Origin of the sequence: Serratia sp. CY82433 (genome assembly GCF_052166535.1) — a bacterium.
GTDB classification, from domain to species: Bacteria; Pseudomonadota; Gammaproteobacteria; order Enterobacterales; family Enterobacteriaceae; genus Serratia; species Serratia sarumanii.
The window spans coordinates 1-26,864 of sequence record NZ_JBJNOR010000005.1 but is presented as its reverse complement, the minus strand read 5'-3'; the positions used below and the strand labels follow the sequence as shown (position 1 = coordinate 26,864).

Sequence of the window (26,864 nt, the reverse complement as noted above, 5' to 3'; positions counted from 1 at the left end):
TATCGCGGCGAATAAGCCCCGATTCTCTGGCATCATCATCCCAAATTATCGAACAATGCGTCTGGACTCGTTCGATGGCCGCCCAACGGGCGGCCATCCGCGTTACAGCGCGCCGTAATTCAGCGGCACCCAGCCGTACCCTTCACCCTGGCGGTTCAGGTAGCCCAATCCCGGGAACGACAGGTGTGCGCCGCCCACCAGCTCGTTCTGCCGCACGCTGTCGCTGAACACCCGCAGCCGTTGAGCGACCGCCGCCTTGGCGTCGCTGTCAAAGCTGATAGCCACCTTTGGATGCGACATCTGCACCGCCGCCACGTGGATCAGATCCCCCAGCAACAGCAGCTTTTTGCCCTGGCTGGTCACCTGATAGACACTGTGGCCTGGCGTATGGCCGTGAGCGGCAAAGGCGGCGATGCCCGGCGAAAGCTCGCCGTCGCCGTTGAACGGCTTAAAGTGCCCCGCCGCCTGGTAAGGCTTGATCGCCGCCATGGCCTTTTCGAAATTGCCTTTGTTCTGCGCCTTGGCCTGTTTCAACCGCTCGGCGCTCAGCCAGAAGTCCGCATCCTGGCTGGCGGCGCGCACCAACGCATTGGGGAATACCGCCTTGCCGTCGTGCGTCAGGCCGCCGAGGTGATCCGGGTGCATATGAGTCAGGTAGATCTCATCCACCTGCTCAGGCTGATAGCCCGCCGCGCGCAGATTATCCACCAGCTTGCCCAGGCCGTCGCCCAGCAGCTGGCCGGCGCCGCTGTCGATCATCACCAGCTTGTCGCCGGTATTGATCAGATAGGCATTGACCGAGGTGACCACCGGCAGGCTTTGATGCCGCTCGGCCAACCCGGCGGCGATCTGCTGCGGCGTGGTGTTGAGCAGCAGTTTGTCCGCCGGCAGGCGAATGATACCGTCAGACAACGCGGTCACTTCAAAACTGCCCAGCATGATGCGGTAAACTCCCGGCGTCGGGGTTTTGGCCTGCGGCGCGGCGGCGCCGGCCTGTAATGACATAACGGCCAGCGCCGCCCCCAGCAGACAACGTTTCCAGAACATGATGACTCCTTGCGAGAATTGAACAGCGCTAAGTATTGACGCAAAAATCCCGATGCGCCTGTTTAATAAATGCCTTTAATAAATATATAAATAATATATTTATTATGAATAGTTTTGTTTGCCGACTCACACAACCCCAATCAATATTTTCTCGCTCGCGACTTGGTTATTTTTCTTACTCCCTAAACCAAGAGTGAGGAAATATCATGAACTATCAATTCGAAAATCTGGTCTTTGAAGGCGGCGGCGTAAAAGGCATCGCCTATGGCGGTGCGCTGGAATTGCTGGAAGCCAAAGGCATCATGCCACAGATCAAGCAAACCTCCGGCGCCTCGGCGGGCGCTATCGCCGCGCTGCTGGTCGGTCTGGGCTGCAGCTCGGCGGACGTCACCAAAATTCTGTCGGCGATGGATTTTAAAAAATTCCTCGATTATAACGGCGGCTTTTTCGGTACGCTCCACGATGCCTATCGCCTGTTCAATCAATACGGCATCGCGCCCGGCGATTATTTCTATCAATGGTCGCGCGATATTATCAAGCAATACACCGGCAAGCCGGATATTACCTTCGAGCAGTTCGAAGCGATGAAAGCGGCGAAAGGGTTCAAATCGATTTACTTTATCGGCGCCAACCTCAACAGCGGCCAGCGCGAGGTCTATTCGCATCGCACTACGCCGCGCATGAAAGTGGCGGACGGCCTGCGCATTTCGATGTCATTCCCATTCGCCTTCGTGGCGAAGAACAACACCCTGGGCGACCTGTGCATCGACGGCGGCATGATCGACAACTACCCGGTGCGGCTGTTCGACTATGACTTCTCCGCCACGCCGCCTTACATCGACGCTTCAAGCCAGCGCATCAACACCCGCACCCTGGGCCTTCGCCTGGACTCCGCCGGCGAAATCGCCCAGGCAGCCGGGCAGGCAGGTCCGCGCACGCAGGTCAACAACCTGTTTGATTTCACCCTGGCGGTGGCCAACGTGATGCTGGACATCCAAACCAAGGTGCACCTGGACAGCGACGACTGGAAACGCACCGTGTATGTCGACACGCTTGACGTCGGCACGCTGGAGTTCGGCATCAGCGAGGAGAAGAAACGCGCGCTGATCGAATCCGGCCGCCGCGGCGTAGAGCGCTACTTCGCCTGGTACGACGCCGCCATGAAACAGGCGGCATAACCCCCATCCACCCCGCCCGCGCGTACGGCCGGCGCGCGGGCAAAAAAATCCCCGCGGGGGCGGGGAAAGGCAAAGTAACGCTAAGGATTTATAGGAGTTATACGAAGAACTTGGCCAACACCAGCAGCGACAGCGAGACGTTGATAGCGCCCCCGATTCGGGTGGCGATCTGCGCGAACGGCATCAGCGACATGCGGTTGCCGGCGGTGAGGATCGCGACGTCGCCGGTGCCGCCCTGCCCGCTCTGGCAACAGGAGACAATCGCCACATCGATAGGATGCATGCCGATTTTCTTGCCGACGAAGAAACCGGTCGCCACCAGCGCGCTGACGGTCGTGACGATCACGATCAGATTCTGTACGGTGAACGCGTCCACCAGCTCCTGCCACGGCGTGATGGCCACCCCGACCGCGAACAGGATCGGATAGGTCACGGCGGTGCGGAAGAATTTGTACACCACCTGCGAGCCTTCCTGAATGCGCGGCGACACCCCGTGCGCCAGCTTCACCGCCACGGCGGCGAACAGCATGCCCACCGGCGCCGGCAGGCCGATCAGACGGTGCAGCAACATGCCCACCATATACAGCAGGATGGCCAGCAGCGCGCCGCAGGCGATGGTGCTGACGTCCACCTTGCCGCTGATTTTTTCCACCGCGTTCATGTCGCTGTCGCCCTGCTTGCTCGGCATCAGGCTGCCTTCGCCGGTCAGGTGCGGATAACGCTTGCCCAACTGGTTGAGCAGGCCGGCGATGACGATGGCGGTCAGGCTGCCGAGCATCACGATCGGCAGAATGCGCCCCAACGCCACGCCCTGTTCCATGTGCAGGATCGCCGCGTAGCCCATCGACAGCGGGATCGCCCCTTCACCCACGCCGCCGGCCATGATCGGCAGGATCAGGAAGAAGAAGATCTGGAACGGCTCCAGGCCCAGCGCCATGCCGACGCCCATCCCCACCAGCATGCCGACGATCTCGCCGCACAGCATCGGAATGAAGATGCGCAGGAAGCCCTGGATCAGCACCTGCCGGTTCATGCTCATGATGCTGCCGACGATGATGCAGCAGATGTAGAGATAAAGAATGTTGGTCGATTTGTAGAACTTGGTGGTCGACTCCACCACCACGTCCGGCAGCAGGCCGTAGTGCACCAGCGCGGAAGGAATAAAGGTGGCGCAGATCGCCGCCGCGCCCATTTTGCCGATCAGCGGCAGGCGCTTGCCGAATTCGCCGCAGGCGAAACCGAAGAACGCCAGGGTAGCCACCATCACCACGATATCGCTCGGCAATTTGCCTTCCAGGCAGTCGAGCAGAATCAATACGCCGGCCAGAATAAAGAACGGTAACGGAATAATCCCTACTTTATAATTGTCCAGTATCCGCCACCATTTCTCGCGCAGAGGAATATCGGCGGCCTTGTCTTTGGCTACGAGGTAAGAATCATCTGTTGTGCTCATAATCTGGCCTCTTATTAGTTTGTTCAGCCATCATAGAGAAGCGCACGGATTATCTGCTGTGATTATGTTCAAAGTTAAAAAGGGTTTTTAATGGTGGTTATGGTTTCTATGGGGTTAATTAAGATTATGTAAAAACCGGCGTGGTTTTAATGGTGTTAATGCCGTTTTTATTTTAAAGCTTATCAACTTTATCGCAGACGAACAATTCTCGTCCGGTTCACTCTAATGCCGTGTGAGGGATCACAAGTTGATCGGGCGCAATATTACAGACCCCGCTTCTCGTGATAGGGTAAGGCTTCAGGATCTCTTTACGGTGAAGCTCCGCCATGCGGCTCAAACTCTCATTTCAAATCAAGCTGTTTCTGTGCCTGGTGGCCTTCTCCTGCCTGCTGCTGACCTGCATCGGCGCCTACACCTATTACCAGCTGGATGCGCAGCTGCACCGCGATCTCGGCGCCCGCGCGCAGGTGCAGGCACGGGAAATCGCCCTCATTCCTTCGCTGGTCAACGCGGTGGAAAACAACGACGCCGCCCGAATCACTGCGCTGATGAAAAAAATCCGCGCCAGCAGCGACGCCAGTTATATCGTCATCGGCGATAATCACGCCCGCCATCTTTATCATTCCGAATATGAAGGCCGTCTGGGCACGCCGATGATCGGCGGCGATAATAAAGAGGTGCTGGAAGGGAAAAGCATTATTTCCATTCGCAAGGGCGGCATCGGCGTTTCATTGCGCAGCAAGGCGCCGATCCTGGATGAAAATAATCGCGTGATCGGCATCGTTTCCGTCGGCTATTTGAAATCGCACATCGATAATTTAAATGCCAGGACGCTGACGCAAATTATCGGCTCCATCGTCCTGCTGCTGATCGCCCTGTTCGTCTTTTCCTGGCTGCTGTCGAAAAACCTCAAGCGCCAGATGTTCTGGCTGGAGCCGAAAGAGATCGCGCTGCTGGTGCGCCAGCAAAAAGCGCTGCTGGAAGCCATCTATGAAGGGGTGATCGCCATCGATCCGCAGATGCGGATCATCACCATCAACCATGCGGCGCGCGAGCTATTGGATCTGCACCAACCCGCCGCCGGCTTGCTGGGCCGGCCGATCGGCGACGTGATCCAGGCGCAGCCGAACTTCTTCGCCGCCGCGCAGCTGGGCCAGGATACGCACGACGAGGTGTGCCGCTTCAACCATGTGCGGGTGATCGCCAGCCGGGTGCGCATCATGCAGGAGCAGGAGCAGCAAGGCTGGGTGATCAGCTTCCGCGACAAGAACGACATCAATACCCTGAGCAGCCAGCTCAGCCAGGTGAAACGCTATGCCGACAACCTGCGCATCATGCGCCACGAACAGCTGAACTGGACCGCCACGCTGGCCGGGCTGTTGCATATGCAGCGCTACGACGAGGCCATTCGCTATGTGGAAGCCCAGTCGGAGGGGGCGCAGGAAATCCTCGATTTCATCTCGCAGCGCTTCAGTTCGGCGGCGCTGTGCGGCCTGCTGCTGGGCAAATACTCCAGCGCCAGAGAAAAAGGCATCGAGCTGCGCTTCGATCCGGCCTGCCAGCTGCGGCAGATCCCGGCGGCGCTGAATGAGACCGAACTGATGTCGATCGTCGGCAACCTGCTGGATAATGCGGTGGAGGCGACGCTGCACTGCCCGGCCCCGCACGACGCAATCGAGCTTTATATCAGCGACGGCAGCGACGAGCTGGTGATCGAGGTGGCGGATCGCGGCACCGGCATCGCCGAGGAGATTCGTGATACGCTGTTTGAACAGGGCGTCACCACCAAAGCGGATAAAAGCGACCACGGCATCGGCCTGCATCTGGTCGCCAGCCACGTGGCGCAGGCGCACGGCAGCATAGAAGTGTCGGACAACGAGCCGCACGGCGCGATATTCTCTATATTTATCCCTAAATAAAACCCATAACCCGATTTTTTGAGCACCCGATTATGTCACACCAAGCACTGGACGTTCTGATCGTGGAAGACGAGCCGCAACTGGCGACGCTGCACGCGGAGTTCATCGAGAAAAATTTCAACCTGCGGGTGGTGGCTTACGCCGCCACGCTGGCCGAAGCGCGGGCCAAAGCCAATGCGCATCAGCCGCGGCTGATCCTGCTGGATAACTTTCTGCCGGACGGCCAGGGCATCGAGCTGATGGAAGAGCCGGCGGTGAAGAACCCCGCCTGTTCGGTGATCTTCATCACCGCCGCCAGCGACATGCACACCTGCAGCCAGGCGATCCGCAACGGCGCCTTCGACTACATCATCAAGCCGGTATCCTACAAGCGGCTGCGCAATTCACTCGAACGCTTCATGCAGTTCGTGCAAACCCAGCGCACCTTCAAGATCATCGATCAGGACAACGTCGATGCGCTGTACAACCTGCAGTCGAAGCAGTTCTCCAGCGAGCCAAGCGCCAAAGGCATCGAAACCAATACCCTCGAGCTGGTGCAGGCGCTGTTTATCGCCCAGCCGGCGGTGGCACATGCGGTGGAAGACGTGGTGGAGCAGGTCGGCATCAGCAAGACCACCGCCCGCCGTTATCTGGAATATTGCGTCGCCACCCAGTTCGTGCGGGTAGAGATGCTGTACGGCAATATCGGCCACCCGCGGCGGCTGTATCGCAAGGCCTGAGGCTGCCATCTGGCTGTCATATTACGGCGATAACATAGCGCCCGACGATATCCCCCTCGATATCGGCACCTGTTGAAATACTGATGACTTTTACCCGGCCTCTGGTCGGGTTTTTTATTATCCGAAACGGCAGGCGCAAAAGCGAAATATCCCATTGCTTCACGCCGCGTTATTTCCCTAAAAACCAAACCATTATGGCGAATAGCGGCCGTCAATTTCGAGTCATGGGCAAAATTACCATAACTAATTAAAACCTTGATGTAAACCACTAATATCCCATTTAAATGACATTGAGGGTTGTCTCAGATATTCACTGTGTTAGGGTAAAAAGCTCTTTTATTTTGCTAAGGACAGCCCATAACGCGTTAATTAAACCAGAGGAAACAGCAAATTGCATGGCAATTAAACTCGAAGTAAAGAACCTGTATAAGATATTTGGCGAACACCCGGAACGCGCATTCAAACTGCTGGATAAAGGTCTGACAAAAGATCGGCTATTTGAAAAAACCGGCTTATCGCTCGGCGTAAAAGACGCCACTCTGGCCATTGAAGAAGGCGAGATATTTGTCATCATGGGGCTCTCCGGTTCCGGCAAGTCCACCTTGGTACGCCTTCTCAATCGTCTGATAGAACCCACCCGCGGCCAGGTGCTGATCGACGGTGAGGACATCGCCAAAATATCCGACGCCGCGCTGCGCACAGTGCGGCGAAATAAGATCAGCATGGTATTTCAGTCATTCGCGCTGATGCCGCACATGAATGTCATTAATAACACCGCATTCGGTATGGAATTAGCCGGCATACCGCTGCAGGAACGCCAGGAAAAAGCGCTGGACGCCCTGCGCCAGGTCGGGCTGGAGAATTATGCGCTGTCTTATCCAGATGAATTATCCGGCGGCATGCGCCAGCGCGTGGGATTAGCCCGCGCCCTGGCCAATAACCCGGATATATTATTGATGGACGAAGCCTTCTCGGCGCTCGATCCGTTAATTCGTACCGAAATGCAGGATGAGCTGGTGAAATTACAGGCCCAGCATCAGCGCACCATCGTGTTTATTTCCCACGATCTGGACGAAGCGATGCGCATCGGCGATCGCATCGCCATCATGCAGGGCGGTGAGGTGATCCAGGTCGGCACGCCGGACGAGATCCTGAACAACCCGGCCAACGACTATGTGCGCACCTTCTTCCGCGGCGTGGACATCAGTCACGTATTCAGCGCCAAGGATATCGCCCAACGGCGCCCGGTGACGCTGATCCGCAAAACCCCCGGTTTTGGCCCCCGATCGGCGCTGCAGCTGCTGCGCGATGAGGACCGTGATTATGGTTATGTTGTTGAACGCGGAAAGAAATTTATCGGCGTAGTGTCGATAGAGTCGCTGAAAAAGGCGCTGTCCGCCAATCAAACGCTGGACGATGCCCTGCTCGAGGCCCCTGCCGCCGTGCCGGCCGACACGCCGCTCAGCGATCTGATTTCCCTGGTCGCCCAGGCGCCGTGCGCGGTGCCGGTAGTGTGCGAAGAACATAACTATCTCGGCATCATCTCCAAGGCCATGCTGCTGCAGGCGTTGGACAAGGAGGGCTCCGCCAATGAGTGATACTACGCAAACCCAAGATCCCTGGGCTACCGCACCGGCCGATACCGGCGCCGCACCCGCAAACGATGCCGCCGCCAACGCCGGCGACGCCTGGTCCAGCGCGCCGCCGTCGGCCACCCATGACGCCGCCGGACAAGGCGCCGATTGGCTCAGCAGCGCCCCGGCGCAGCCGGAACACTTCAGCCTGCTCGATCCGTTCCACAAGGCCTGGGTGCCGTTCGATACCTGGGTCACGCAGGGCATCGACTGGCTGGTGCTGCACTTCCGCCCGCTGTTCCAGGGCATCCGCGTGCCGGTCGACATGATCCTGAGCGGCTTCCAGCAACTGCTGCTGGGCATGCCGGCGCCGATCGCCATTCTGGTGTTCTCGCTGCTCGCCTGGCAGGTCTCGGGCCTCGGCATGGGCGCCGCGACGCTGCTCTCCCTGGTCGCCATCGGCGCCATCGGCGCCTGGTCGCAGGCGATGGTCACGCTGGCGCTGGTGCTGACCGCACTGTTCTTCTGCATCCTTATCGGCCTGCCGCTCGGCATCTGGCTGGCGCGCAGCAAGCACGCCGCCAAAGTCATCAGGCCACTGCTCGACGCGATGCAGACCACCCCGGCCTTCGTCTATCTGGTGCCGATCGTCATGCTGTTCGGCATCGGCAACGTGCCGGGCGTGGTAGTGACCATTATCTTCGCGCTGCCGCCGATCGTGCGCCTGACCATTCTCGGCATCAAGCAGGTGCCGGAAGATCTGATCGAGGCCGCCGAGTCCTTCGGCGCCAGCCCGCGCCAGCTGCTGTTCAAGGTGCAGCTGCCGCTGGCAATGCCGACCATCATGGCCGGCGTGAACCAGACGCTGATGTTGGCGCTGTCGATGGTGGTCATCGCCTCGATGATCGCCGTCGGCGGGCTGGGCCAGATGGTGCTGCGCGGCATCGGCCGGCTGGACATGGGCCTGGCCGCCGTCGGCGGGGTCGGCATCGTGATCCTGGCGATCATTCTCGATCGCCTCACCCAATCGCTGGGGCGCGATCGCCGCAGCAAAGGCATCGGCCGCTGGTACCGCCGCGGCCCCATCGGGCTGCTGACTCGCCCGTTCATCAAGCAAGCCTGACGCTTTTCCCGCCGGCGGCTGCGGCCCCGGCGGGCTATGACACCACCACATCGAAAAAAGGGGAAACACTATGCGCACTACGGGCATCTGGGCTCTCGCCCTGACGACGCTGATTGGCTCACAGAGCGTGAGCGCGGCAGATTTACCCGGCAAGGGGATCGCGGTACAGCCGGTGCAAAGCACCATTTCCGAAGAGACCTTCCAGACGCTGCTGGTCAGCAAGGCGCTGGAAAAACTGGGTTACGACGTGAAAGAACCGCGTGAAGTGGATTACAACGTCGCCTACACCTCGATCGCCTCCGGCGACGCGACCTTTATCGCGGTCAACTGGGATCCGCTGCACGCCGATCAGTACAAGGCCGCCGGCGGCGACGCCAAGTTCTACCGCGAAGGCGTCTACGTCAACGGCGCCGCGCAGGGCTACCTGATCGACAAGAAGACCGCCGAGCAATACCACATCACCAACGTCGAGCAGCTCAAGGATCCCAAGATCGCCAAGCTGTTCGACACCAACGGCGACGGCAAGGCCGATCTGACCGGCTGCACCCCGGGCTGGGGCTGCGAAGCGGTGATCAACCACCACATCAAGGCCTACGGCCTGAGCAACACCGTCGAGCACAACCAGGGCAACTACGCGGCGATGATCGCCGACACCATCACCCGTTACAAAGAGGGCAAACCGGTGCTGTATTACACCTGGACGCCGTACTGGGTCAGCGATGTGATGGTGCCGGGGCGCGACGTGGTCTGGCTGCAGGTGCCGTTCTCCTCCCTGCCGGGCGAGCAGAAGAACGTCGACACCAAGCTGCCTAACGGCGCCAACTACGGCTTCCCGGTCAACACCATGCGCATCGCCGCCAACAAGCAGTGGGCCGAAGCCAATCCGGCGGCCGCCAAGCTGTTCGCCATCATGAAGCTGCCGATCGCCGACATCAACGCGCAAAACCTGCGCATGCATGAAGGCCAGGCTTCGGAAGCCGACATCCAGAACCACGTCAACGGCTGGATCAAGGCGCACCAGGCGACCTTCGACGGCTGGGTGAAAACCGCCGCCGAGGCGGCGAAGCCGTAACCGCTCGGGGGCGCCGCATCCGCCGCCCCCTACCCCGCCATATCGATGCCGCTGAACTGTAAAAAACGTGCGGCGGCGTTTGACAAGGGCTGCGGCCAGATGCAATACACCTGGCGTCGCGGCCCGTCTTCAATCGGAATCGACACCAGCGTGCTTAGGCGTTGCGCGGTCGAGATCGGTACGATGCCCGCCGCCAATCCGCGCCGCACCAGATTCTCCAACCATTCGATATGATCGATTTCAAAACTGACGTGCCGGCGGATGCCCGCCGCCTGGAAGGCGCGATCGGTTTGGCGCCGCGCACCGGTGCCGCTGTAGAAATCCACCAGCGGCACTTCCGCGAGCGCCTGCAGGTTCACCCGCTCGCGGTTGGCCAGCGGATGCTGCGGCGCCACCAACGCCACCAGCGGCTCATCGGTCAACTGCCGGTGCGACATCGGCAGCAAATCGACATCGCCGGGCCAGATGCCGACGAACGCCATATCGCACTTCTGCTGACGCACGTCCTCCAGCAGGGCTTCGCTCATGCCGACGTACAGGCGGATGTTCACCGCCGGATAGTGGCGATGAAACTTGTCGAGCTTTTCGGTCAGATCAATCGCGTTTATGGTTGAAATGGTGCCGATGGTCAAGGTGCCGGACACCGCATCCCCGGCGGCGGTCACCTCTTCCACCAGCGCCTGCTGTGCCGCCAGCAGCCGCTGCGCCGAGGGAATGAAAGCCTGGCCGGCGGGGGTCAATCGCACCCGGCGCGAGGTGCGCTCAAACAGCGTACAGCCCAGCTCTTCTTCCAGTTTGGCGATCTGGTGGCTGAGCGCCGACTGCACCGTATGGCAGCGCTGCGCCGCCCGGGTGAAGCTCTGTTCCTCCGCCACCGCCAGCGCATAGCGGATCTGTTTCAGGTTCATGGCATCTATCTTGAAATGAGATAAATCAAATGAAAATTATACATTGGTTTCCGCAGACGCATTGCCGGATACTGCGCGCTATCTTCTTCCCGTGATGAAAAAATCATGAACCAACAAAACGTCCACCCGGGCCTCAGCCCGGCGCTGACCGTGCTGATCGCCATCGCTACCGGCCTGGCGGTCGCCAGCAACTATTACGCGCAGCCGCTGCTGGAAACCATCGCCACCGGCTTCAATCTGTCGGTCAACCAGGCCGGCTTTATCGTCACCGCCGCGCAGCTCGGTTACGCCACCGGCCTACTGCTGCTGGTGCCGCTCGGCGATATGTTCGAGCGCCGCGGGCTGATCGTTTTCATGACGCTGCTGGCCGCCGGGGGTATGCTGATCACCGCCACCTCCGCCACGCTGCCGATGATGATCCTCGGCACCGCGCTCACCGGGCTGTTCTCTGTGGTGGCGCAGATCCTGGTGCCGCTGGCCGCCACGCTGGCTCACCCGGAAAAGCGCGGCAAGACCGTCGGCATCATCATGAGCGGCCTGCTGCTCGGCATTCTGCTGGCGCGCACCGTCGCGGGCGCACTGGCGTCGTTCGGCGGCTGGCGCACCATCTACTGGGTCGCCAGCGTGCTGATGATCCTGATGGCGCTGATCCTGTGGCGCGCGCTGCCGCGCTATAAGCAGCACTCCGGGCTGAACTACCCGCAGCTGCTGGCCTCGATCTTCAGCCTGTTCTGCCGCACGCCGCTGCTGCGCACCCGCGCCATCCTCGGCGCCCTGTCGTTCGCCAACTTCAGCGTGCTCTGGACCTCCATGGCCTTTCTGCTCGCCGCGCCGCCGTTCAACTACTCCGAGGGGGTGATCGGGCTGTTCGGCCTGGTGGGCGCCGCCGGGGCGCTGGCCGCTTCACACGCCGGGCATCTGGCGGACAAGGGCAAGGCCGGGCTGACCACCACCGTCGGCCTGGTGCTGCTGCTGCTGTCCTGGATACCCATCGCGTTGGCTAAACAATCGCTGTGGGCGCTGATCGCCGGCATCCTGATCCTCGATCTGGCGGTGCAGGCAGTACACGTCACCAACCAGAGCGTGATGTACCGCATCATGCCGGACGCGCGCAACCGCCTGACCGCCGGCTACATGACCAGCTACTTTATCGGCGGCGCCCTCGGTTCACTGCTCTCCGCCTCGGCCTATCAGCATGCCGGCTGGTACGGCGTGGCCGCCGCCGGCGGGGTGTTATGCCTGCTCAACCTGCTGACCTGGTGGCTCGGCAAGCACCACGATCCGCAGGGGCCGGCGACAATCTGATTATCGTGCAAATAGTAACTTAAGAAATTTATTAGCGGTGCAGGGTATAAACATTACTTACTCTCTGGTAATGTTCTGGCCATAAACTATTGAAGTCCTATCTACCCTGCGACCCACAACCATGCAAAGCCAAGCTGCAGACAGCCTCAATCCGCCCGCCGTCAGCGCCACCTTCGCCAACGGCGTCGTCGACAGTTTGCCGATCGTCATCGGGTATGTCCCGGTGGCGTTCGCCTTCGGCCTCAGCGCCGTCAAACTGGGCTTTTCCCCGCTGGAAAGCATTTTCTTCTCCTGCATCATCTACGCCGGCGCCAGCCAGTTCGTGATCACCGCCCTGCTGAGCGCCGGAATGTCGCTGTGGGTCTCCGCGTTGACGGTGATGGCGATGGACGTGCGCCACCTGCTGTACGGCCCGGCGCTGCGTCACCGCATCGTCTCGCGCATGTCCCCCGGAAAAACGGCGATGTGGGCCTTTGGCCTGACCGATGAAGTTTTCGCCGCCGCGACCGCCAGGCTGATGCGCAATAACCGCAGCTGGAGCGAAAACTGGATGCTGGGCATCGCGCTCTGTTCCTGGCTCTCCTGGGTAGCCGGCACCGCGCTCGGCGCGCTGTTCGGCAACGGCCCGCTGGAGCAGTTCCCGGTGATAGAAGCCTCGCTGGCCTTCATGCTGCCGGCGCTGTTTCTCAGCTTCCTGCTGGCCGCCTTCCGCCGCCCGCAGAGCCTGACTATCGCCGCCGCGCTGGCCGGCGCGCTGCTCGGCGTAGTGCTGTTCTCCATTCCGGTCGCCATTTTGGCCGGCATCGGCGCCGGTTGCGTCGCCGCCCTGTTCCAGCCAGCCCCTGCGGAGGCCCCCCATGAACACTGATGTGCTGGCGATCGGTCTGGTGGTGGGCTGCGCCAATTACCTGTTCCGTTATCTGCCGCTGCGGCTGGCGCCGGCGCGCGCCCAGCCCGGCCTCAAACGCGGTAAAGCCGCCCTGCTGCTCGACAGCATCGGCATCGCCTCGATCTGCGCCCTGCTGGTGGTCTCCAGCACGCCGGTGGTGATGCGCGAACCGGACAAGCTGCTGCCGACGTTGGTGGGGTTCGCCGCGCTGGCGCTGTGCTTCTACCGCAGCAAAAGCATCATTCTGTCGACGCTGCTCGGCGCGACGGCCTTTGGCGTCACATTAAAGCTGTTAATGCTTTTCGGTCCGGGCTGACGCCGCTCCGATCGTTTGGCTTCACTTTGGCGTTTTCAGGCGCCACATCTTTACAAACACTGACAAATGACACGAATTGCTAAATTATCCGCACGGCTGAACATTTACATTATTAGTCACCGTCGTTACTATCTCGAACGAAATTAATGAGGCCCTAAATTATGGAAAGCTCGTTTGCCCCCATAGAACAAATGCTGAATTTCCGCGCCACGCGGCAGAAAGATTTCCCTTATCAGGAAATCCTGCTGACCCGCCTGTGCATGCACATGCAAGGCAAGCTGCTGGAAAACCGCAATAAGATGCTCAAGGCGCAGGGGATTAACGAAACACTGTTTATGGCGCTGATTACCCTGGATGCGCAGGAGAGCCACAGCATCCAACCTTCTGAGCTAAGCTCTGCCTTGGGCTCCTCGCGCACCAATGCGACCCGCATCGCCGATGAGCTGGAGAAACGCGGCTGGATCGAGCGCCGGGAAAGCGACAACGATCGCCGCTGCCTGCATCTGCATCTGACACCGCAGGGGGAAGAGTTTCTCAGTCAACTGCTGCCGCCGCAGCACCAATGTCTGCATTTCCTGTGGTCCACGTTGACCGACGATGAGCAAAAACAGCTGGAACAGCTGACGCGCAAATTGCTGGCACGTCTGGATCAAATGGAAATCACAGAACAGTTACCCTAATTCACAATTTCTGTTCAGGTACCTATTATGCGATCCCCATTTAACTGGAGATTCACCCCGCTGTTCGCCGTGTTGCTGCTGGCCGGGTGTGCTTCGACCGATAATATTGCCCCGCAATCCACGCTGATGGATCCGCAGAGCCTGCAGTTGGCTCAGCCGAAAGTCAGTTCGCTGGCCGTCAGCCCGCAGTGGTGGCGTGCCCTCAAGGATCCGCAGTTGGATACCCTGATGACGCAAACGCTGCAAAGCTCGCCGACCCTGCGGCAGGCCGCCGCCCGCGTGCGCGAAGCGCAAAGCGTGGTGGGCGAAGCCAGCGCCGCCAACGGGCCGAACCTGGATCTGAACGCCAGCACCCAGCGCCAGCGCGTGCCGCAAAACGTCAATATGGGGTTGGGGTATCCGCATAAACCGATCTATTCAAGCTCCAACTCGCTGGGGTTGAACCTGGCGTACGAGTTCGACTGGTGGGGCAAATACCGCAACCAGGTGAACGCCGCCAAAGCGCAGGTCAACGCCGCGCGCGCCGAGCAGGAACAGGCGGCGCTGACGCTGACCAGCTCGGTGGCGTCCGCCTACTATCAGCTGCAGAGCAATCTGGCGCTCGAGAAGCTGCTGCAGCAGGAAGTGAACAACAATGAGCGCCTGACCGCGCTGCGCCAACAGCGCTATCAGGCCGGCCTGACCGGCGTCGACGTGCCGCAACAAACCCAGGCGCAGTCCGACGTCGCCAAGCAGCAGATCCTGCAGCTGCAGTCGCAGATCGAGCAGCTCCGGCACCAACTCGCCGCGCTGGCGGGCCAGGGGCCGAACGCCATGCAGCACCTGCGTCAGGTGCCTTTGCCCGCAGACAACCTGATGGCGCCGCAGGGCGAGCTGACGGCGGATCTGCTGGGCAAACGCCCGGACATCGCCGCGCAACGCCAGCTGGTGGAGTCTTACAGCCAGCGCGTCAGCGCCGCGCGTAAAGAGTTTTACCCCAGCCTGACCATTTCAGCCTTCGCCGGCCTGATGACCACCAATACCAGTGGCACCAGCCCGAATCTGTTTGAAGCGGCCAGCCAGGCCTGGAACGTGATGCCGGCGATTTCGCTGCCGATCTTCCACGCCGGGGCGCTGCGCAGCAAGCTGGGCGAGGAATCCGCGCTGTATGACGAAGCGGTGGAATCCTACAACCAAACCATCCTGAATGCGGTACAGGAAACCGCCGACGCCATCACCATCCAGCAGAGTTCTGCGCAACAGCAGCTGCAGGCGGCGTCCGCGGCCCAGTCGATGCAACAGGTGTATCAGGTCGCCAACGCCCGTTACCAGGCAGGGATTATCGGGCGCGACGATCTGTTGACCAGCCAGACGCAGCTATTGCAGCAGCAACAGGCGGAGTTGAATGCCAGCAGCAACTTACTGCAGGCGAAGATAGGACTGATCCGTGCGCTGGGCGGTGGCTATCAGGCCCCGGCCGCAGCGGATTCGAAAGCATAATAATATAAGGCTTGGAGAACACCATGAGCGCAAGCGCGGAAATCCAAAACCCGCAGCAGCCGAGCGGCAAAAAGAAGCAGCGTAAATTTTGGCTGCTGTTGCTGACGGTTATTTTCATTGTTATAGGGGTGGCTTACTTAGTGTATTGGTTCCTGGTGCTGCGTCATCACCAGGAAACCGACGACGCCTACGTCTCCGGCAACCAGGTGCAGATCATGGCCCAGGTGTCCGGCAGCGTGAACAGCGTCAATTTCGACAACACCGACTACGTCAAGCAGGGCGACGTGCTGCTGACGCTCGATCCGACCGATGCCGAGCAGGCGTTTGAACGCGCCAAGACCGGCCTGGCCAACAGCGTGCGTCAGACCCACCAGCTGATCATCAACAGCAAGCAGTATCAGGCCAACATCGCCCTGCGCAAGACCGATCTGAGCAAGGCCGAGAACGATCTGAAGCGCCGCGTGGTGCTGGGCAGCGTTGACGCCATCGGCCGCGAAGAGCTGCAACACGCTCGCAATGCGGTCGACAGCGCCAAGGCCGCGCTGGAAGTGGCGGTGCAGCAATACAACGCCAACCAGGCGATGGTGCTGAATACCCCGCTGGAACAGCAGCCGGCGATCCAACAGGCCGCTGCGCAAATGCGCGACGCCTGGCTGGCGCTGCAGCGTACCAAAGTGATTAGCCCCATTACCGGCTATGTCTCGCGCCGCAGCGTGCAGGTCGGCGCGCAGATCGCCGCCGGTTCGCCGCTGATGGCGGTGGTGCCGGCCGATCACATCTGGGTTGACGCCAACTTCAAGGAAACCCAGATCGCCAACATGCGCATCGGCCAGCCGGCGACGGTGGTCAGCGACGTCTACGGCGACGACGTGGTGTATCAGGGCAAAGTGGCCGGTATCGACATGGGCACCGGCAGCGCCTTCTCGCTGCTGCCGGCCCAGAACGCCACCGGCAACTGGATCAAAGTGGTGCAACGTCTGCCGGTGCGTATTGAGCTCGACGCCAAGCAGGTGGCCGACCATCCGCTGCGCATCGGTCTTTCTACGCTGGTGACCGTCGACACCGCCAACCTGGACGGCCGCGTGCTGGCCGACGTGGTGCGCGACAAACCGCTGTACCAGAGCGACGCGCTGGCCTTGAACCTGGCGCCGGTTAATCAGCTGATCGCCGACGTGATCCATGCGAACGCCGGCTAAGCGCGCGGGAGGCCATCTTGCCACAGAAACCGCTTGAAGGCGCCCAGCTCGCCTGGATGACGGTCGCGCTCGCCATGGCGACCTTCATGCAGGTGCTGGACTCCACCATCGCCAACGTGGCGATCCCCACCATTGCCGGTAACCTCGGGTCTTCCAACTCGCAGGGCACCTGGGTGATCACCTCGTTCGGCGTGGCGAACGCCATCTCGATCCCGATCACCGGCTGGCTGGCGAAGCGCATCGGCGAAGTGCGGCTGTTCCTCTGGTCCACCGCGCTGTTCGTCCTCGCCTCCTGGCTGTGCGGCATCTCCAACAGCCTCGGCATGCTGATCTTCTTCCGCGTGATCCAGGGCGTGGTGGCCGGGCCGCTGATCCCGCTGTCGCAGAGCCTGTTGCTGAACAACTACCCGCCCGCCAAGCGGGCGATGGCCCTGGCGCTTTGGTCGATGACCGTTATCGTCGCGCCGATCTTCGGGCCGATCCTCGGCGGTTACATCAGCGACAACTACCATTGGGGCTGGATCTTCTTCATCAACATCCCGATCGGCGCCTTCGTGATCGTGGCGGCGATGGCGACGCTGAAGGGGCGAGAAACCAAAACCGAGATCAAACCGATCGACACCGTCGGCCTGGTGCTGCTGATCGTCGGCATCGGTTCGCTGCAGGTGATGCTCGATCAGGGCAAGGAGCTGGACTGGTTCAACTCGACCGAGATCATCACGCTCACCGTCGTGGCGGTAGTAGCGCTGCTGTTCCTGGTGGTGTGGGAGCTGACGGACGACCATCCGGTGGTGGATCTGTCGCTGTTCAAGTCGCGCAACTTCACCATCGGCTGCCTGTGCATCAGCCTGGCCTACATGCTGTACTTCGGCGCCATCGTGCTGTTGCCGCAGCTGCTGCAAGAGGTGTACGGCTATACCGCCACCTGGGCTGGGCTGGCGTCGGCGCCGGTCGGGCTGATCCCGGTGCTGCTGTCGCCGATCATCGGCAAGTTCGGCAACCGGCTCGACATGCGCAAGCTGGTGACTTTCAGCTTCATCATGTATGCCGTGTGCTTCTACTGGCGTGCCTATACGTTTGAACCGGGCATGGACTTCGGCGCGTCCGCCTGGCCGCAGTTCGTTCAGGGCTTCGCCATCGCCTGCTTCTTCATGCCGTTGACCACCATCACGCTGTCCGGCCTGCCGCCGGAACGCATGGCGGCGGCGTCGAGCCTGTCGAACTTCACGCGGACGCTGGCGGGTTCGATCGGCACCTCGATCACCACCACCCTGTGGACGCAGCGCGAATCGCAGCACCATTCGCAGCTGACGGAGTTCGTCAACCCGTACAACCCGCAGTCGCAGGAGATGTACCGGCAGTTGGAGCAGCTCGGCATGAGCAAGCAGCAGGCGTCGGCCTACATCGCCAACGAGATCACCGCGCAAGGCCTGATCATCTCCGCCAACGAGATCTTCTGGCTGTCGGCCGGGGTATTCCTGGTGCTGCTGGCGCTGGTGTGGGTGGCGAAACCGCCGTTCAGCTCCGGCGGCGGTGGGGGCGGCGGCGCTCACTAAGCTTCAATAACGAAACGGGCGCCCTGGGGCGCCCGTTTTTTATCCGACGTAGAAAAGATTACGCCTGATTCTGACGCCACCAGTCCGCCAGCAGAATGCCGGTCGCCACGGAAACGTTCAGGCTTTCCACCTTGCCTGTGCCGCCGATCGAGACGTTCATGTCGCCCTGCTGCCAGGCGCTGTCGCTCAGACCGTCGCGTTCCTGGCCCAGCACCAGCACCATCTTGGCCGGCAGCTTGGCCTGCGCCAGCGCGGTGCCTTTATGGCTGGAGGTGGTAACGATGGTGTAACCCGCCTTGCGGAAGGTATCCAGCACCGACAGGAAATCGTCGGCGTTGATCGCCTTGATATGCTCAGCGCCGCCTTCTGCGGTACGCACCGCCGCGCCGGACTCCAGCAGCGCCGGATCCTGCAGCAGCACGCCGTTGACGCCGAAGTGGGCGCACGAACGGACGATGGCGCCCAGGTTATGCGGGTTGCCCACTTCTTCCAGCGCCAGCACGCAGTCGGTCGCCGGGGCGGTTTTCAGGTAGGTTTGCGCGTCCAGACCCTGACGTTTTTTGATCAGGAAGCACACGCCGCCGTGGTGCTCGGTGCCGGAAGCCTTGGCCAGCTCTTCCTCATCCACCACGTGGTAAGCCTTGCGGTTGGCCGCCATCCAGCGCAGCGCTTCGCGGAAGCGCGGGGTGACCGACTGCACGAACCAGGCGCGCACGATCGCTTCCGGGCGGCTGGCGAACAGCGCCTGACAGGCGTTTTCACCGTAAACGCGGGTTTCTTCCGCGCGCTGGCGGCGCAGTTGCTCAGGATCGATAAAGCTTTTGCCGCTGATGCCGCCGTGATCGAACGCCGGCTCTTCATTCGGCGCGCGCGAGACGGTTCTCCACGGCGACTCGTTGCCGCCGCGATCTTCAGAGCGCGCCGGACGGCGAGGACGATCGCTTTCACTGCGGCGGGAGTCGGCGCCGCGGCGATCGTTGCCGCCGCGCGCCTTGTCTTGACCGGTGCGGCCTGAGCGCGCACCGTCAGCCGGACGGCCTTTGCCGGCCGGACGTTTATTCTTGTTGCGGTCGTCGCCGTTGTCGTCGTCACTGCGGACGTACATCACTTTGACTTTACCGTTCTTGCCACTAAATGAATCGTTCATTGTCTTCTCCACCAACGCGCAGGGCGCGAAGATTACCTGATGTTGGTGCACGAAGCCACCAACTTGCGCTAAAAGCTCCCAACTATCACATCCATTGAACAAACCTCATTGTTCATGCGCCGGGTTTTGCCGATAATTGTCAGCATTAAAGAAACATCTCCGCAACCGCGTTGCGGGGACCATGCTTTCTCTGTACCCGAGGTCAACATGAATACAGTTTGTGCAGCTTGCAATGCCACCAACCGCGTGCCGGAAGAGCGTCTGGCGGACAACGCGAAATGCGGCCGCTGCGGCCATGAGCTCTTCGACGGTGAAGTGATCAACGCCACCGCCGCCACGCTGGACCAGTTGCTGCAGGACGATCTGCCGGTCGTGGTCGATTTCTGGGCGCCGTGGTGCGGCCCGTGCCGCAGCTTTGCGCCGATCTTTGAAGACGTGGCCGAAGAGCGCGCCGGCAAAGTGCGCTTCGTGAAAGTGAACACCGAAGCCGAGCCGGAGCTGAGCGCCCGTTTCCGCATCCGCAGCATCCCGACCATCATGGTGTTCCGTCAGGGCAAAATGGTCGATATGCTCAACGGCGCGATGCCGAAAGCGCCGTTTGACAACTGGCTCAACGAGTTAGTGTGATTCGGCAAGTATAGGCCGTATCCCGCCATCGCGCGCGAACGTGCCGCGATCGAGCCCGCCCCTCCCGGCGGGCTTTTTTCTGCGTTACAATGGCGGTTTTTCCCCAGGATCGTTATGACCGACAACGCCGTACTTCGCCTGCGCCAATTCCGTTTAGACCGCGCCACCCGCCCTTTTCTGGCGCGCGGTTGCCGGGTGGCGCGTTGTCAGGGTTGCCTGCTACCGCATAAAAACTGCCTGTGCGACACCATTCGCCCGCAGCAAGCCGGCAGCCGTTTCTGCCTGATCATGTTCGGCGCCGAGCCGCTCAAGCCCAGCAACACCGGCCGCCTGATCGCCGATATCCTGCCGGACACCCAGGCGTTTCTCTGGTCACGCACCGAGATCGATCCCGCCCTGCTGGCGGCTATTAACGATCCTACGCGACAGCCTTACGTGGTGTTCCCCGCTTCCTACGCCGACGCCGAACGGCCGGTGTTCAGCGAGCTGCCCGCCGGCGGCAAACCGCCGCTGTTCATCATGCTGGACGGCACCTGGGCGGAAGCGCGCAAAATGTTCCGTAAAAGCCCGTACCTCAATCAATTCCCGGTGTTTTCCCTCAACGTCGACGCGGCATCGGACTACCAGCTGCGAGAAGCCAGCCGCGCCGAGCAACACTGCACGGCGGAAGTGGCCGCCGCCCTGCTGCAACAGGCGGGCGATCTGCCGGCCGCCGACGGTTTGAATCAGCATTTCCGCTATTTCCGTCAACAGTATCTGGCGGGAAAACCGACCCGGCCGGAGGCACCGGTCACAGCAATGTAGCCAGAAAGCGCCTAAAATCAGGCGTAACGTTGCCAAAAGGAGCCGTGCATGAGCCAGCGAGGGTTAGAAGCGCTACTACGTCCCAAATCGATCGCCGTGCTGGGCGCGTCGCAGCAGCCCGGCCGCGCCGGCAACCTGATGATGAGCAACCTGCTGGCCGGCGGTTTCGGCGGGCCCATCTTGCCGGTCACGCCGCGCTACAAGGCGGTATGCGGCGTGATGGCCTATCCCGACGTCGCCAGCCTGCCGCTGACGCCGGATCTGGCGATCATCTGCACCCACGCCAAACGCAATTTGGCGCTGATTGAAGCGCTGGGCCAACGCGGCTGCAAAACCGCCATCGTGCTCTCTTCGCCGCCGGAACAGTTCGCCGAGCTGAAGGCCTGCGCACAGCGCTACGCCATGCGGCTGTTAGGGCCCAACAGCCTGGGGCTGCTGGCGCCGTGGCAGGGCATCAACGCCAGCTTCTCGCCGGTGCCGATCCAAAAGGGCAAGCTGGCGTTTATCTCGCAGTCCGCCGCCGTGGCCAACACCATTCTCGACTGGGCGCAGCAGCGCGAAGTCGGTTTCTCCTACTTCATCGCGCTGGGCGACAGCCTGGATATCGACGTCGACGACCTGCTCGACTTTTTGGCGCGCGACAGCAAGACCAGCGCCATCCTGCTGTATCTGGAAAACATCAGCGACGCGCGGCGCTTTCTCTCCGCCTCGCGCAGCGCCTCACGCAACAAGCCCATTCTGGTGATCAAAAGCGGCCGCAGCCAACAGGCGCAGCTGCTGCTCAACAGCCAGCTGGGGCTGGACGCCGCCTACGACGCCGCCATCCAGCGCGCCGGCCTGCTGCGCGTGCAGGATACCCACGAGCTGTTCTCGGCGGTGGAAACCCTCAGCCATATGCATCCGCTGCGCGGCGAGCGGCTGATGATCGTCAGCAACGGGGCGGCGCCGGCGGCGATGGCGCTGGACGAACTGCTCGGACGCAACGGCAAGCTGGCCACGCTGAGCGATGAGAGCCTGGCAAAATTGAGCGACGCGCTGCCGGATTTCATCCGCGCCGGCAATCCGCTCGACCTGCGAGATGACGCCACGCCGCAGCGCTTCCTGGCGGCAATCGAAGCGCTGCTCGACAGCCACGACTATGACGCGCTGCTGTTGATCCACGCGCCGAGCGCGGCGGCGCCGGGCACCGCCACGGCGGAACGGCTGATCGACGCGCTGCATCGCCATGCGCGCGGCAAGCGCATCACGTTGCTGACCAACTGGTGCGGCGAATACTCTTCTCAAGAGGCGCGCCGGCTGTTTACCGAGGCCGCCATTCCCACCTACCGCACCCCGGAAGGCGCGGTGACCGCCTTTATGCATATGGTGGAATACCGCCGCAATCAGAAGCAGCTGAAAGAGACGCCGGCGCTGCCGATCGGCCTGACCGCCAACACCGCCGACGCCCACCGCCTTATCCATCAGGCGCTGGCCGAAGGCGCCACCCAGCTGGATACCCACGAGGTGCAATCCATTCTGCAGGCCTATGACCTGAGCACCCTGCCGACCTGGATCGCCGAAGACAGCGCCGAAGCGGTACACATCGCCGAACAGATCGGCTACCCGGTGGCGCTGAAGCTGCGTTCGCCGGATATCCCGCATAAATCGGAAGTTCAGGGCGTCATGCTCTACCTGCGCACCGCGACCGAAGTGCAGCGCGCGGCGGAGGCGATCCTCGACCGCGTGAAGCGCACCTACCCCCAGGCACGCATTCACGGCCTGCTGGTGCAGAGCATGGCCAACCGCGCCGGTGCCCAGGAGCTGCGCATCGCGGTGGAGCAGGATGCGATTTTCGGCCCGCTGATCATGCTGGGCGAAGGCGGCGTGGAATGGCGACAGGAAAATCAGGTGGCGGTCGCGCTGCCGCCGCTGAACATGGCGCTGGCGCGTTATCTGGTGCTGCAGGCGGTGAAAGGCGGCAAGATCCGCGGCCGCAGCGCGCTGCGGCCTTTGGATATCCCCGGGCTGAGCCGCCTGCTGGTGCAGGTCTCCAACCTGATCCTCGACTGCCCGGAGATCGCCCGGCTGGATATTCACCCGGTGCTGGCCTCCGGCAGCGAATTCACCCTGCTGGACGTTTCGATGCAGCTCGCGCCGTTCAGCGGCGATCCGCAGGCGCGGCTGGCGATTCGCCCTTATCCGCATGAGCTGGAAGAAACCATCGCGTTGAAAGACGGCAGCCAATGCCTGTTCCGCCCGATCCTGCCGGAAGACGAGCCGGCGCTGAAGCATTTCATTGACCGGGTGACCAAGGAAGACCTCTATTATCGCTACTTCAGCGAGATCAACGAGTTTACCCATGACGATTTGGCCAACATGACGCAGATCGACTACGATCGAGAAATGGCCTTTGTGGCGGTGCGCGCAGACGAGATCATCGGCGTGACCCGCGCGCTGTCCGATCCGGACAACACCGACGCCGAATTCGCCGTGCTGGTGCGTTCCGACCTGAAAGGCCTGGGTCTGGGCCGCCAGCTGCTGGAGAAAATGATCGCCTATGCGCGCGCCCATGGCCTGACCCGTCTGAGCGGCATCACCATGCCGAATAACCGCGGCATGATCGCGTTGGCGCAGCGGCTGGGCTTTGGCATCGAGGTGCAGCTTGAGGACGGCATCGTCAATCTGACGCTGCCGCTGCAGGCCGCCGACGCGCAGTGACCTGCGTCGCAATGCGCTACGAATCCACCACTTAACGCCAAAACATACGCACAATCGAGGCAACTAATGGTATTATCGCCCGATTATTCGGTTTAATGTTTTTATGCCTGTGGCGTTCCGGCCATCAATCATGAGAGAAGAAACGCACTGTGATGTTGTCAAAATTTAAACGTAGCAAACATCAACAACACCTTGCACAACTGCCCAAACTCCCCCAGACGGTTGCTGATGTTCGTACGTTGTACGCGCCGTCCGATTTTCGCACCACGCTGCTGGACGCCATCGCCAACGCTACCCAACGCATCTATCTGGTGGCCCTGTATCTGGAGCATGACGACGCCGGGCGCGAGATCCTCAACGCGCTGTATCAAGCCAAGCAGCGGCGGCCCGAGCTGGAAATCTGCGTGCTGGTCGACTGGCACCGCGCACAGCGCGGCCGTATCGGCGCCGCCGCCGCCAATACCAACGCCGACTGGTACTGCGCCATGGCCGGCCAACATCCCGAGCAGTCGGTGCCTATCTACGGCGTGCCGGTCAATACCCGCGAAGCGTTGGGCGTACTGCACCTGAAGGGCTTTGTGGTCGACGATACCGTGATCTACAGCGGCGCCAGCATCAACGACGTTTATCTGCATCAGCATGAGAAATACCGTTACGATCGCTACCAGCTGATCACCAACGAGGTGTTGGCCGATACCCTGATCGATTACATCAAGCAGCATCTGCTCACCGCCGGCGCCGTACAGCGCCTCGATCGCAGCGATCGGCCGAAAAGCCCGGAGATCAAAAACGAGACCCGCCTGTTCCGTTTCGCCCTGCGCCGCGCCGGCTATCACTTCCGCGGCAAGGCCGGCAACGATGAGTTGGCGGTGACGCCGCTGGTTGGGCTTGGCAAGCAAAGCGTGCTGAATAAAACCATTCATCACCTGATGTCGTGCGCCGACCAGAAACTGACGCTATGCACCCCTTATTTCAACCTGCCGGCGCTGCTGGTGCGCAATATCATTTATCTGCTGCGCCAGGGCAAACAGGTGGAGATCATCGTCGGCGACAAGACCGCCAACGACTTCTATATTCCGGAAGACCAGCCGTTCAAAATCATCGGCGCGCTGCCCTACCTGTACGAGATCAACCTGCGCCGTTTTCTGAGCCGCTTGCAGCGCTATATCGACACCGGGCAGCTGATCGTGCGTCTGTGGAAGGATGGCGATAACAGCTATCATCTGAAAGGCATGTGGGTTGACGAAGAGTGGCAGCTGATTACCGGCAATAACCTCAACCCGCGCGCCTGGCGGTTGGATCTGGAAAACGCCATTCTGATCCACGATCCCAAGCAGGAAATGCGCGAGCAACGGCAAACAGAACTGGAGTGCATCCGCACTCACACCACCGTGGTCGGCCATTATCAGGAGCTGCAAAGCATTCAGCAGTACCCGATCAAGGTGCGCAAGCTGATTCGCCGTCTACGGCGTATCCGCATCGATCGGTTGATTAGCCGTATCCTGTAAGATCTACTCTGACCCCGGCCAAGGCCGGGGTTTTTATTACAGCTGTATTTCCTTGCCTTTGCGATGCAGCCGGAGTGAGACCAGCAACGCCAGCAGGCACATGCCGGAAACATACCAGAAGAAGGCATTTTCCACGCCGAACGATTTAAGCGACAGCGCGACATATTCCGCCGAACCGCCGAACAGGGCATTCGCTACCGCATAAGACAAGCCTACCCCTAACGCACGCACCTCCGGCGGGAACATCTCGGCTTTAAGCAGCCCGCTGATCGAGGTGTAAAAGCTGACAACGAACAGCGCCAGTACGATCAGGCCGAACGCCATAAAGGGGTTGCTCACCCCTTTCAGGGCGAACAGGATCGGCACCGTCAACAGGGTGGCCAATGCCGAGAAGATCAGCATCGAGCTGCGACGGCCGATTTTGTCCGAGAACGCGCCTGCCGCCGGCTGCAGCAACATGAAGACGAACAGCGCGGCGGTCATGATGGCGCTGGCCAGCTTGGCGTCCATACCGGCGGTGTTCACCAGATATTTCTGCATATAGGTGGTAAAAGTGTAAAAGGTCAGTGAACCGGCGGCGGTAAAGCCCAACACCATCACAAACGCCTTGCGGTTTTTCCATAGCCCCGTCAGCGAACCGGCATCTTGGTGGTTACGTGTTTTCGCATCGGAGGTTTCATTCAGCGAACGGCGCAGGTACAACGCCACCACCGCCAACACGGCCCCCAAGGCAAACGGGATGCGCCATCCCCAGGCCTTCAGCTCTTCGCCGGACAATATCTGCTGCAGGATCACCAATACCAGCAGCGCCAGCAGTTGCCCGCCGATCAGCGTGACATACTGGAACGATGCGTAGAAGCCGCGCCGCCCCTTGATTGCCACCTCGCTCATGTAGGTGGCGCTGGTGCCGTACTCGCCGCCCACAGACAGCCCCTGGAACAATCGCGCGATCAGCAGCAGCGCCGGCGCCCAGCTGCCGATCGACTCATACGTCGGCAGACAGGCGATCACCAGCGATCCGGCGCACATCATGCAGACCGAAAGCAGCATTGAGTTTTTTCGGCCGTGTTTATCGGCAATGTAGCCGAACAGCCAGCCGCCGATCGGCCGCATAAAGAAGCCGGCGGCGAACACACCGGCAGTTTGCAGCAGTTGTGTCGTGCTGTTGCCCGCCGGAAAAAATGAGGCGGCAAAGTAGATTGAGCAGAAGGAGTAAACGTAAAAATCAAACCACTCCACCAGATTGCCTGATGAAGCCCCGACGATGGCAAAAATGCGTTTTTTGTTATCCAGCGCCCCCTGTTCGACGCCGCGTTCATCCTCAAGAACCGAGGTTGTTTCTGTCATGGTATTTTCTCCGAGCCATAGCAATGATGAAATTCGGCGTCCTGCCGCTCTGGTTGTTACTTTATTGTTATTTATAAGTTAACAGCCAAACTTAATAGCGGACGAAGAATATCTGGCGTTTGGAGGGACAATGCGCGGAATTTGTGATGAATATTAAACCGCACGCTGAAAGCTGAAGCGGATTGCAACGGGGATTTTCCGTTTTACGCATAGCAAAAAGCCCTGAACGTCAGTTCAGGGCTTTCGGCTTGGTTTGATGCCTGGCAGTTTATGGCGGGCGTCCTGCCCGCCCCCCTTCGGGCCGTTGCTTCGCAACGTTC

At 60.8% G+C, this 26,864-nt stretch carries 23 protein-coding genes; 17 read left to right on the top strand and 6 right to left on the bottom strand.

The genetic code is table 11. The features are described from left to right. Positions 1-102 precede the first annotated feature (102 nt). Complete coding sequence (locus ACJ8PI_RS19790; protein WP_049232485.1) at positions 103-1,047, bottom strand: MBL fold metallo-hydrolase; 945 nt, start codon at positions 1,045-1,047, stop codon at positions 103-105. 206 nt (positions 1,048-1,253) lie between these two features. Between ACJ8PI_RS19790 and ACJ8PI_RS19785 the strand changes: the two genes are divergently transcribed. Then, the gene (locus ACJ8PI_RS19785) at positions 1,254-2,225 is read left to right on the top strand and encodes a patatin-like phospholipase family protein (RefSeq protein ID WP_033649775.1); all 972 of its coding nucleotides are present in this window, start codon (positions 1,254-1,256) and stop codon (positions 2,223-2,225) included. Between the two features lie 97 nt (positions 2,226-2,322). Here the strand turns inward: ACJ8PI_RS19785 and ACJ8PI_RS19780 are convergent, their stop codons facing one another. Further along, entirely contained in the window at positions 2,323-3,678 is a 1,356-nt protein-coding gene (locus ACJ8PI_RS19780; RefSeq protein ID WP_033635692.1) for a 2-hydroxycarboxylate transporter family protein, read from the bottom strand. Positions 3,679-4,004: 326 nt separating this feature from the next. Between ACJ8PI_RS19780 and ACJ8PI_RS19775 the strand changes: the two genes are divergently transcribed. Together ACJ8PI_RS19775 and ACJ8PI_RS19770 are read left to right on the top strand one after the other, a co-directional pair. Continuing rightward, entirely contained in the window at positions 4,005-5,597 is a 1,593-nt protein-coding gene (locus tag ACJ8PI_RS19775) for an ATP-binding protein (protein ID WP_060430571.1), read from the top strand. 32 nt (positions 5,598-5,629) lie between these two features. Next, a complete protein-coding gene (locus ACJ8PI_RS19770) occupies positions 5,630-6,316 on the top strand; it encodes a response regulator (RefSeq protein ID WP_033635694.1) in 687 nt (228 codons plus the stop codon). Between the two features lie 16 nt (positions 6,317-6,332). On the opposite strand, the gene ACJ8PI_RS19765 is transcribed toward ACJ8PI_RS19770, so the two are convergent. Then, positions 6,333-6,479: a hypothetical protein gene (locus tag ACJ8PI_RS19765; RefSeq protein WP_164097994.1), complete on the bottom strand. Its 147-nt coding sequence runs from the start codon at positions 6,477-6,479 to the stop codon at positions 6,333-6,335. Between the two features lie 232 nt (positions 6,480-6,711). On the opposite strand from ACJ8PI_RS19765, the gene proV reads away from it, so the two are divergent. The 3 genes from proV to proX all read left to right on the top strand — a co-directional run bounded on the left by proV (position 6,712) and on the right by proX (position 10,085). Then, positions 6,712-7,914: a glycine betaine/L-proline ABC transporter ATP-binding protein ProV gene (gene proV / locus ACJ8PI_RS19760; protein WP_033649772.1), complete on the top strand. Its 1,203-nt coding sequence runs from the start codon at positions 6,712-6,714 to the stop codon at positions 7,912-7,914. Continuing rightward, a complete protein-coding gene (proW, locus tag ACJ8PI_RS19755) occupies positions 7,907-9,013 on the top strand; it encodes a glycine betaine/L-proline ABC transporter permease ProW (protein WP_164134612.1) in 1,107 nt (368 codons plus the stop codon). The genes proV and proW overlap by 8 nt, the downstream gene beginning before the upstream one ends. A 70-nt stretch (positions 9,014-9,083) precedes the next feature. Continuing rightward, complete coding sequence (gene proX, locus ACJ8PI_RS19750) at positions 9,084-10,085, top strand: glycine betaine/L-proline ABC transporter substrate-binding protein ProX (RefSeq protein ID WP_033635697.1); 1,002 nt, start codon at positions 9,084-9,086, stop codon at positions 10,083-10,085. Between the two features lie 29 nt (positions 10,086-10,114). Here the strand turns inward: proX and ACJ8PI_RS19745 are convergent, their stop codons facing one another. Then, a complete protein-coding gene (locus ACJ8PI_RS19745; protein WP_033649770.1) occupies positions 10,115-10,993 on the bottom strand; it encodes a LysR family transcriptional regulator in 879 nt (292 codons plus the stop codon). A gap of 105 nt (positions 10,994-11,098) precedes the next feature. Between ACJ8PI_RS19745 and ACJ8PI_RS19740 the strand changes: the two genes are divergently transcribed. From ACJ8PI_RS19740 to emrB, 7 genes are all read left to right on the top strand, one after another. After that, positions 11,099-12,298, top strand: coding sequence for an MFS transporter (locus tag ACJ8PI_RS19740; protein WP_164134611.1), 1,200 nt, complete (start codon positions 11,099-11,101; stop codon positions 12,296-12,298). 121 nt (positions 12,299-12,419) lie between these two features. Further along, a complete protein-coding gene (locus ACJ8PI_RS19735) occupies positions 12,420-13,166 on the top strand; it encodes an AzlC family ABC transporter permease (RefSeq protein ID WP_033649769.1) in 747 nt (248 codons plus the stop codon). Beyond that, complete coding sequence (gene ygaH, locus ACJ8PI_RS19730) at positions 13,156-13,503, top strand: L-valine transporter subunit YgaH (RefSeq protein ID WP_033649768.1); 348 nt, start codon at positions 13,156-13,158, stop codon at positions 13,501-13,503. Before ACJ8PI_RS19735 ends, ygaH begins: the two co-directional genes overlap by 11 nt. A 161-nt stretch (positions 13,504-13,664) precedes the next feature. Beyond that, complete coding sequence (mprA, locus tag ACJ8PI_RS19725; protein ID WP_004928879.1) at positions 13,665-14,183, top strand: transcriptional repressor MprA; 519 nt, start codon at positions 13,665-13,667, stop codon at positions 14,181-14,183. Between the two features lie 27 nt (positions 14,184-14,210). Further along, the gene (locus tag ACJ8PI_RS19720; RefSeq protein ID WP_033635706.1) at positions 14,211-15,662 is read left to right on the top strand and encodes an efflux transporter outer membrane subunit; all 1,452 of its coding nucleotides are present in this window, start codon (positions 14,211-14,213) and stop codon (positions 15,660-15,662) included. Between the two features lie 23 nt (positions 15,663-15,685). Next, positions 15,686-16,858, top strand: a complete 1,173-nt coding sequence (emrA, locus tag ACJ8PI_RS19715) for a multidrug efflux MFS transporter periplasmic adaptor subunit EmrA (RefSeq protein ID WP_164134610.1) — start codon at positions 15,686-15,688, stop codon at positions 16,856-16,858. Positions 16,859-16,875: 17 nt separating this feature from the next. Further along, entirely contained in the window at positions 16,876-18,414 is a 1,539-nt protein-coding gene (emrB, locus tag ACJ8PI_RS19710; RefSeq protein WP_033654339.1) for a multidrug efflux MFS transporter permease subunit EmrB, read from the top strand. Between the two features lie 58 nt (positions 18,415-18,472). Here emrB and ACJ8PI_RS19705 read toward each other — a convergent pair whose 3' ends face one another. Further along, positions 18,473-19,561, bottom strand: coding sequence for a tRNA/rRNA methyltransferase (locus ACJ8PI_RS19705; protein ID WP_004928870.1), 1,089 nt, complete (start codon positions 19,559-19,561; stop codon positions 18,473-18,475). A 207-nt stretch (positions 19,562-19,768) separates the two neighbouring features. Here ACJ8PI_RS19705 and trxC point away from each other — a divergent pair, with 207 nt between their 5' ends. The 4 genes from trxC (at position 19,769) to pssA (ending at position 25,197) form a co-directional block, all read left to right on the top strand. Continuing rightward, positions 19,769-20,188: a thioredoxin TrxC gene (gene trxC / locus ACJ8PI_RS19700; RefSeq protein ID WP_004928868.1), complete on the top strand. Its 420-nt coding sequence runs from the start codon at positions 19,769-19,771 to the stop codon at positions 20,186-20,188. 114 nt (positions 20,189-20,302) lie between these two features. After that, positions 20,303-20,992 carry a tRNA-uridine aminocarboxypropyltransferase gene (locus tag ACJ8PI_RS19695; RefSeq protein ID WP_033649762.1) on the top strand — a complete coding sequence of 230 codons (690 nt, stop codon included), beginning with the start codon at positions 20,303-20,305 and terminating at the stop codon, positions 20,990-20,992. Between the two features lie 48 nt (positions 20,993-21,040). Then, on the top strand, positions 21,041-23,689 hold the full coding sequence (locus tag ACJ8PI_RS19690; RefSeq protein ID WP_033654341.1) for a bifunctional acetate--CoA ligase family protein/GNAT family N-acetyltransferase: 2,649 nt from the start codon (positions 21,041-21,043) through the stop codon (positions 23,687-23,689). Between the two features lie 152 nt (positions 23,690-23,841). Beyond that, positions 23,842-25,197, top strand: coding sequence for a CDP-diacylglycerol--serine O-phosphatidyltransferase (gene pssA, locus ACJ8PI_RS19685; RefSeq protein WP_033649759.1), 1,356 nt, complete (start codon positions 23,842-23,844; stop codon positions 25,195-25,197). Positions 25,198-25,233: 36 nt separating this feature from the next. On the opposite strand, the gene ACJ8PI_RS19680 is transcribed toward pssA, so the two are convergent. Continuing rightward, a complete protein-coding gene (locus tag ACJ8PI_RS19680; RefSeq protein WP_033654343.1) occupies positions 25,234-26,544 on the bottom strand; it encodes an MFS family transporter in 1,311 nt (436 codons plus the stop codon). Positions 26,545-26,864 lie beyond the last annotated feature (320 nt).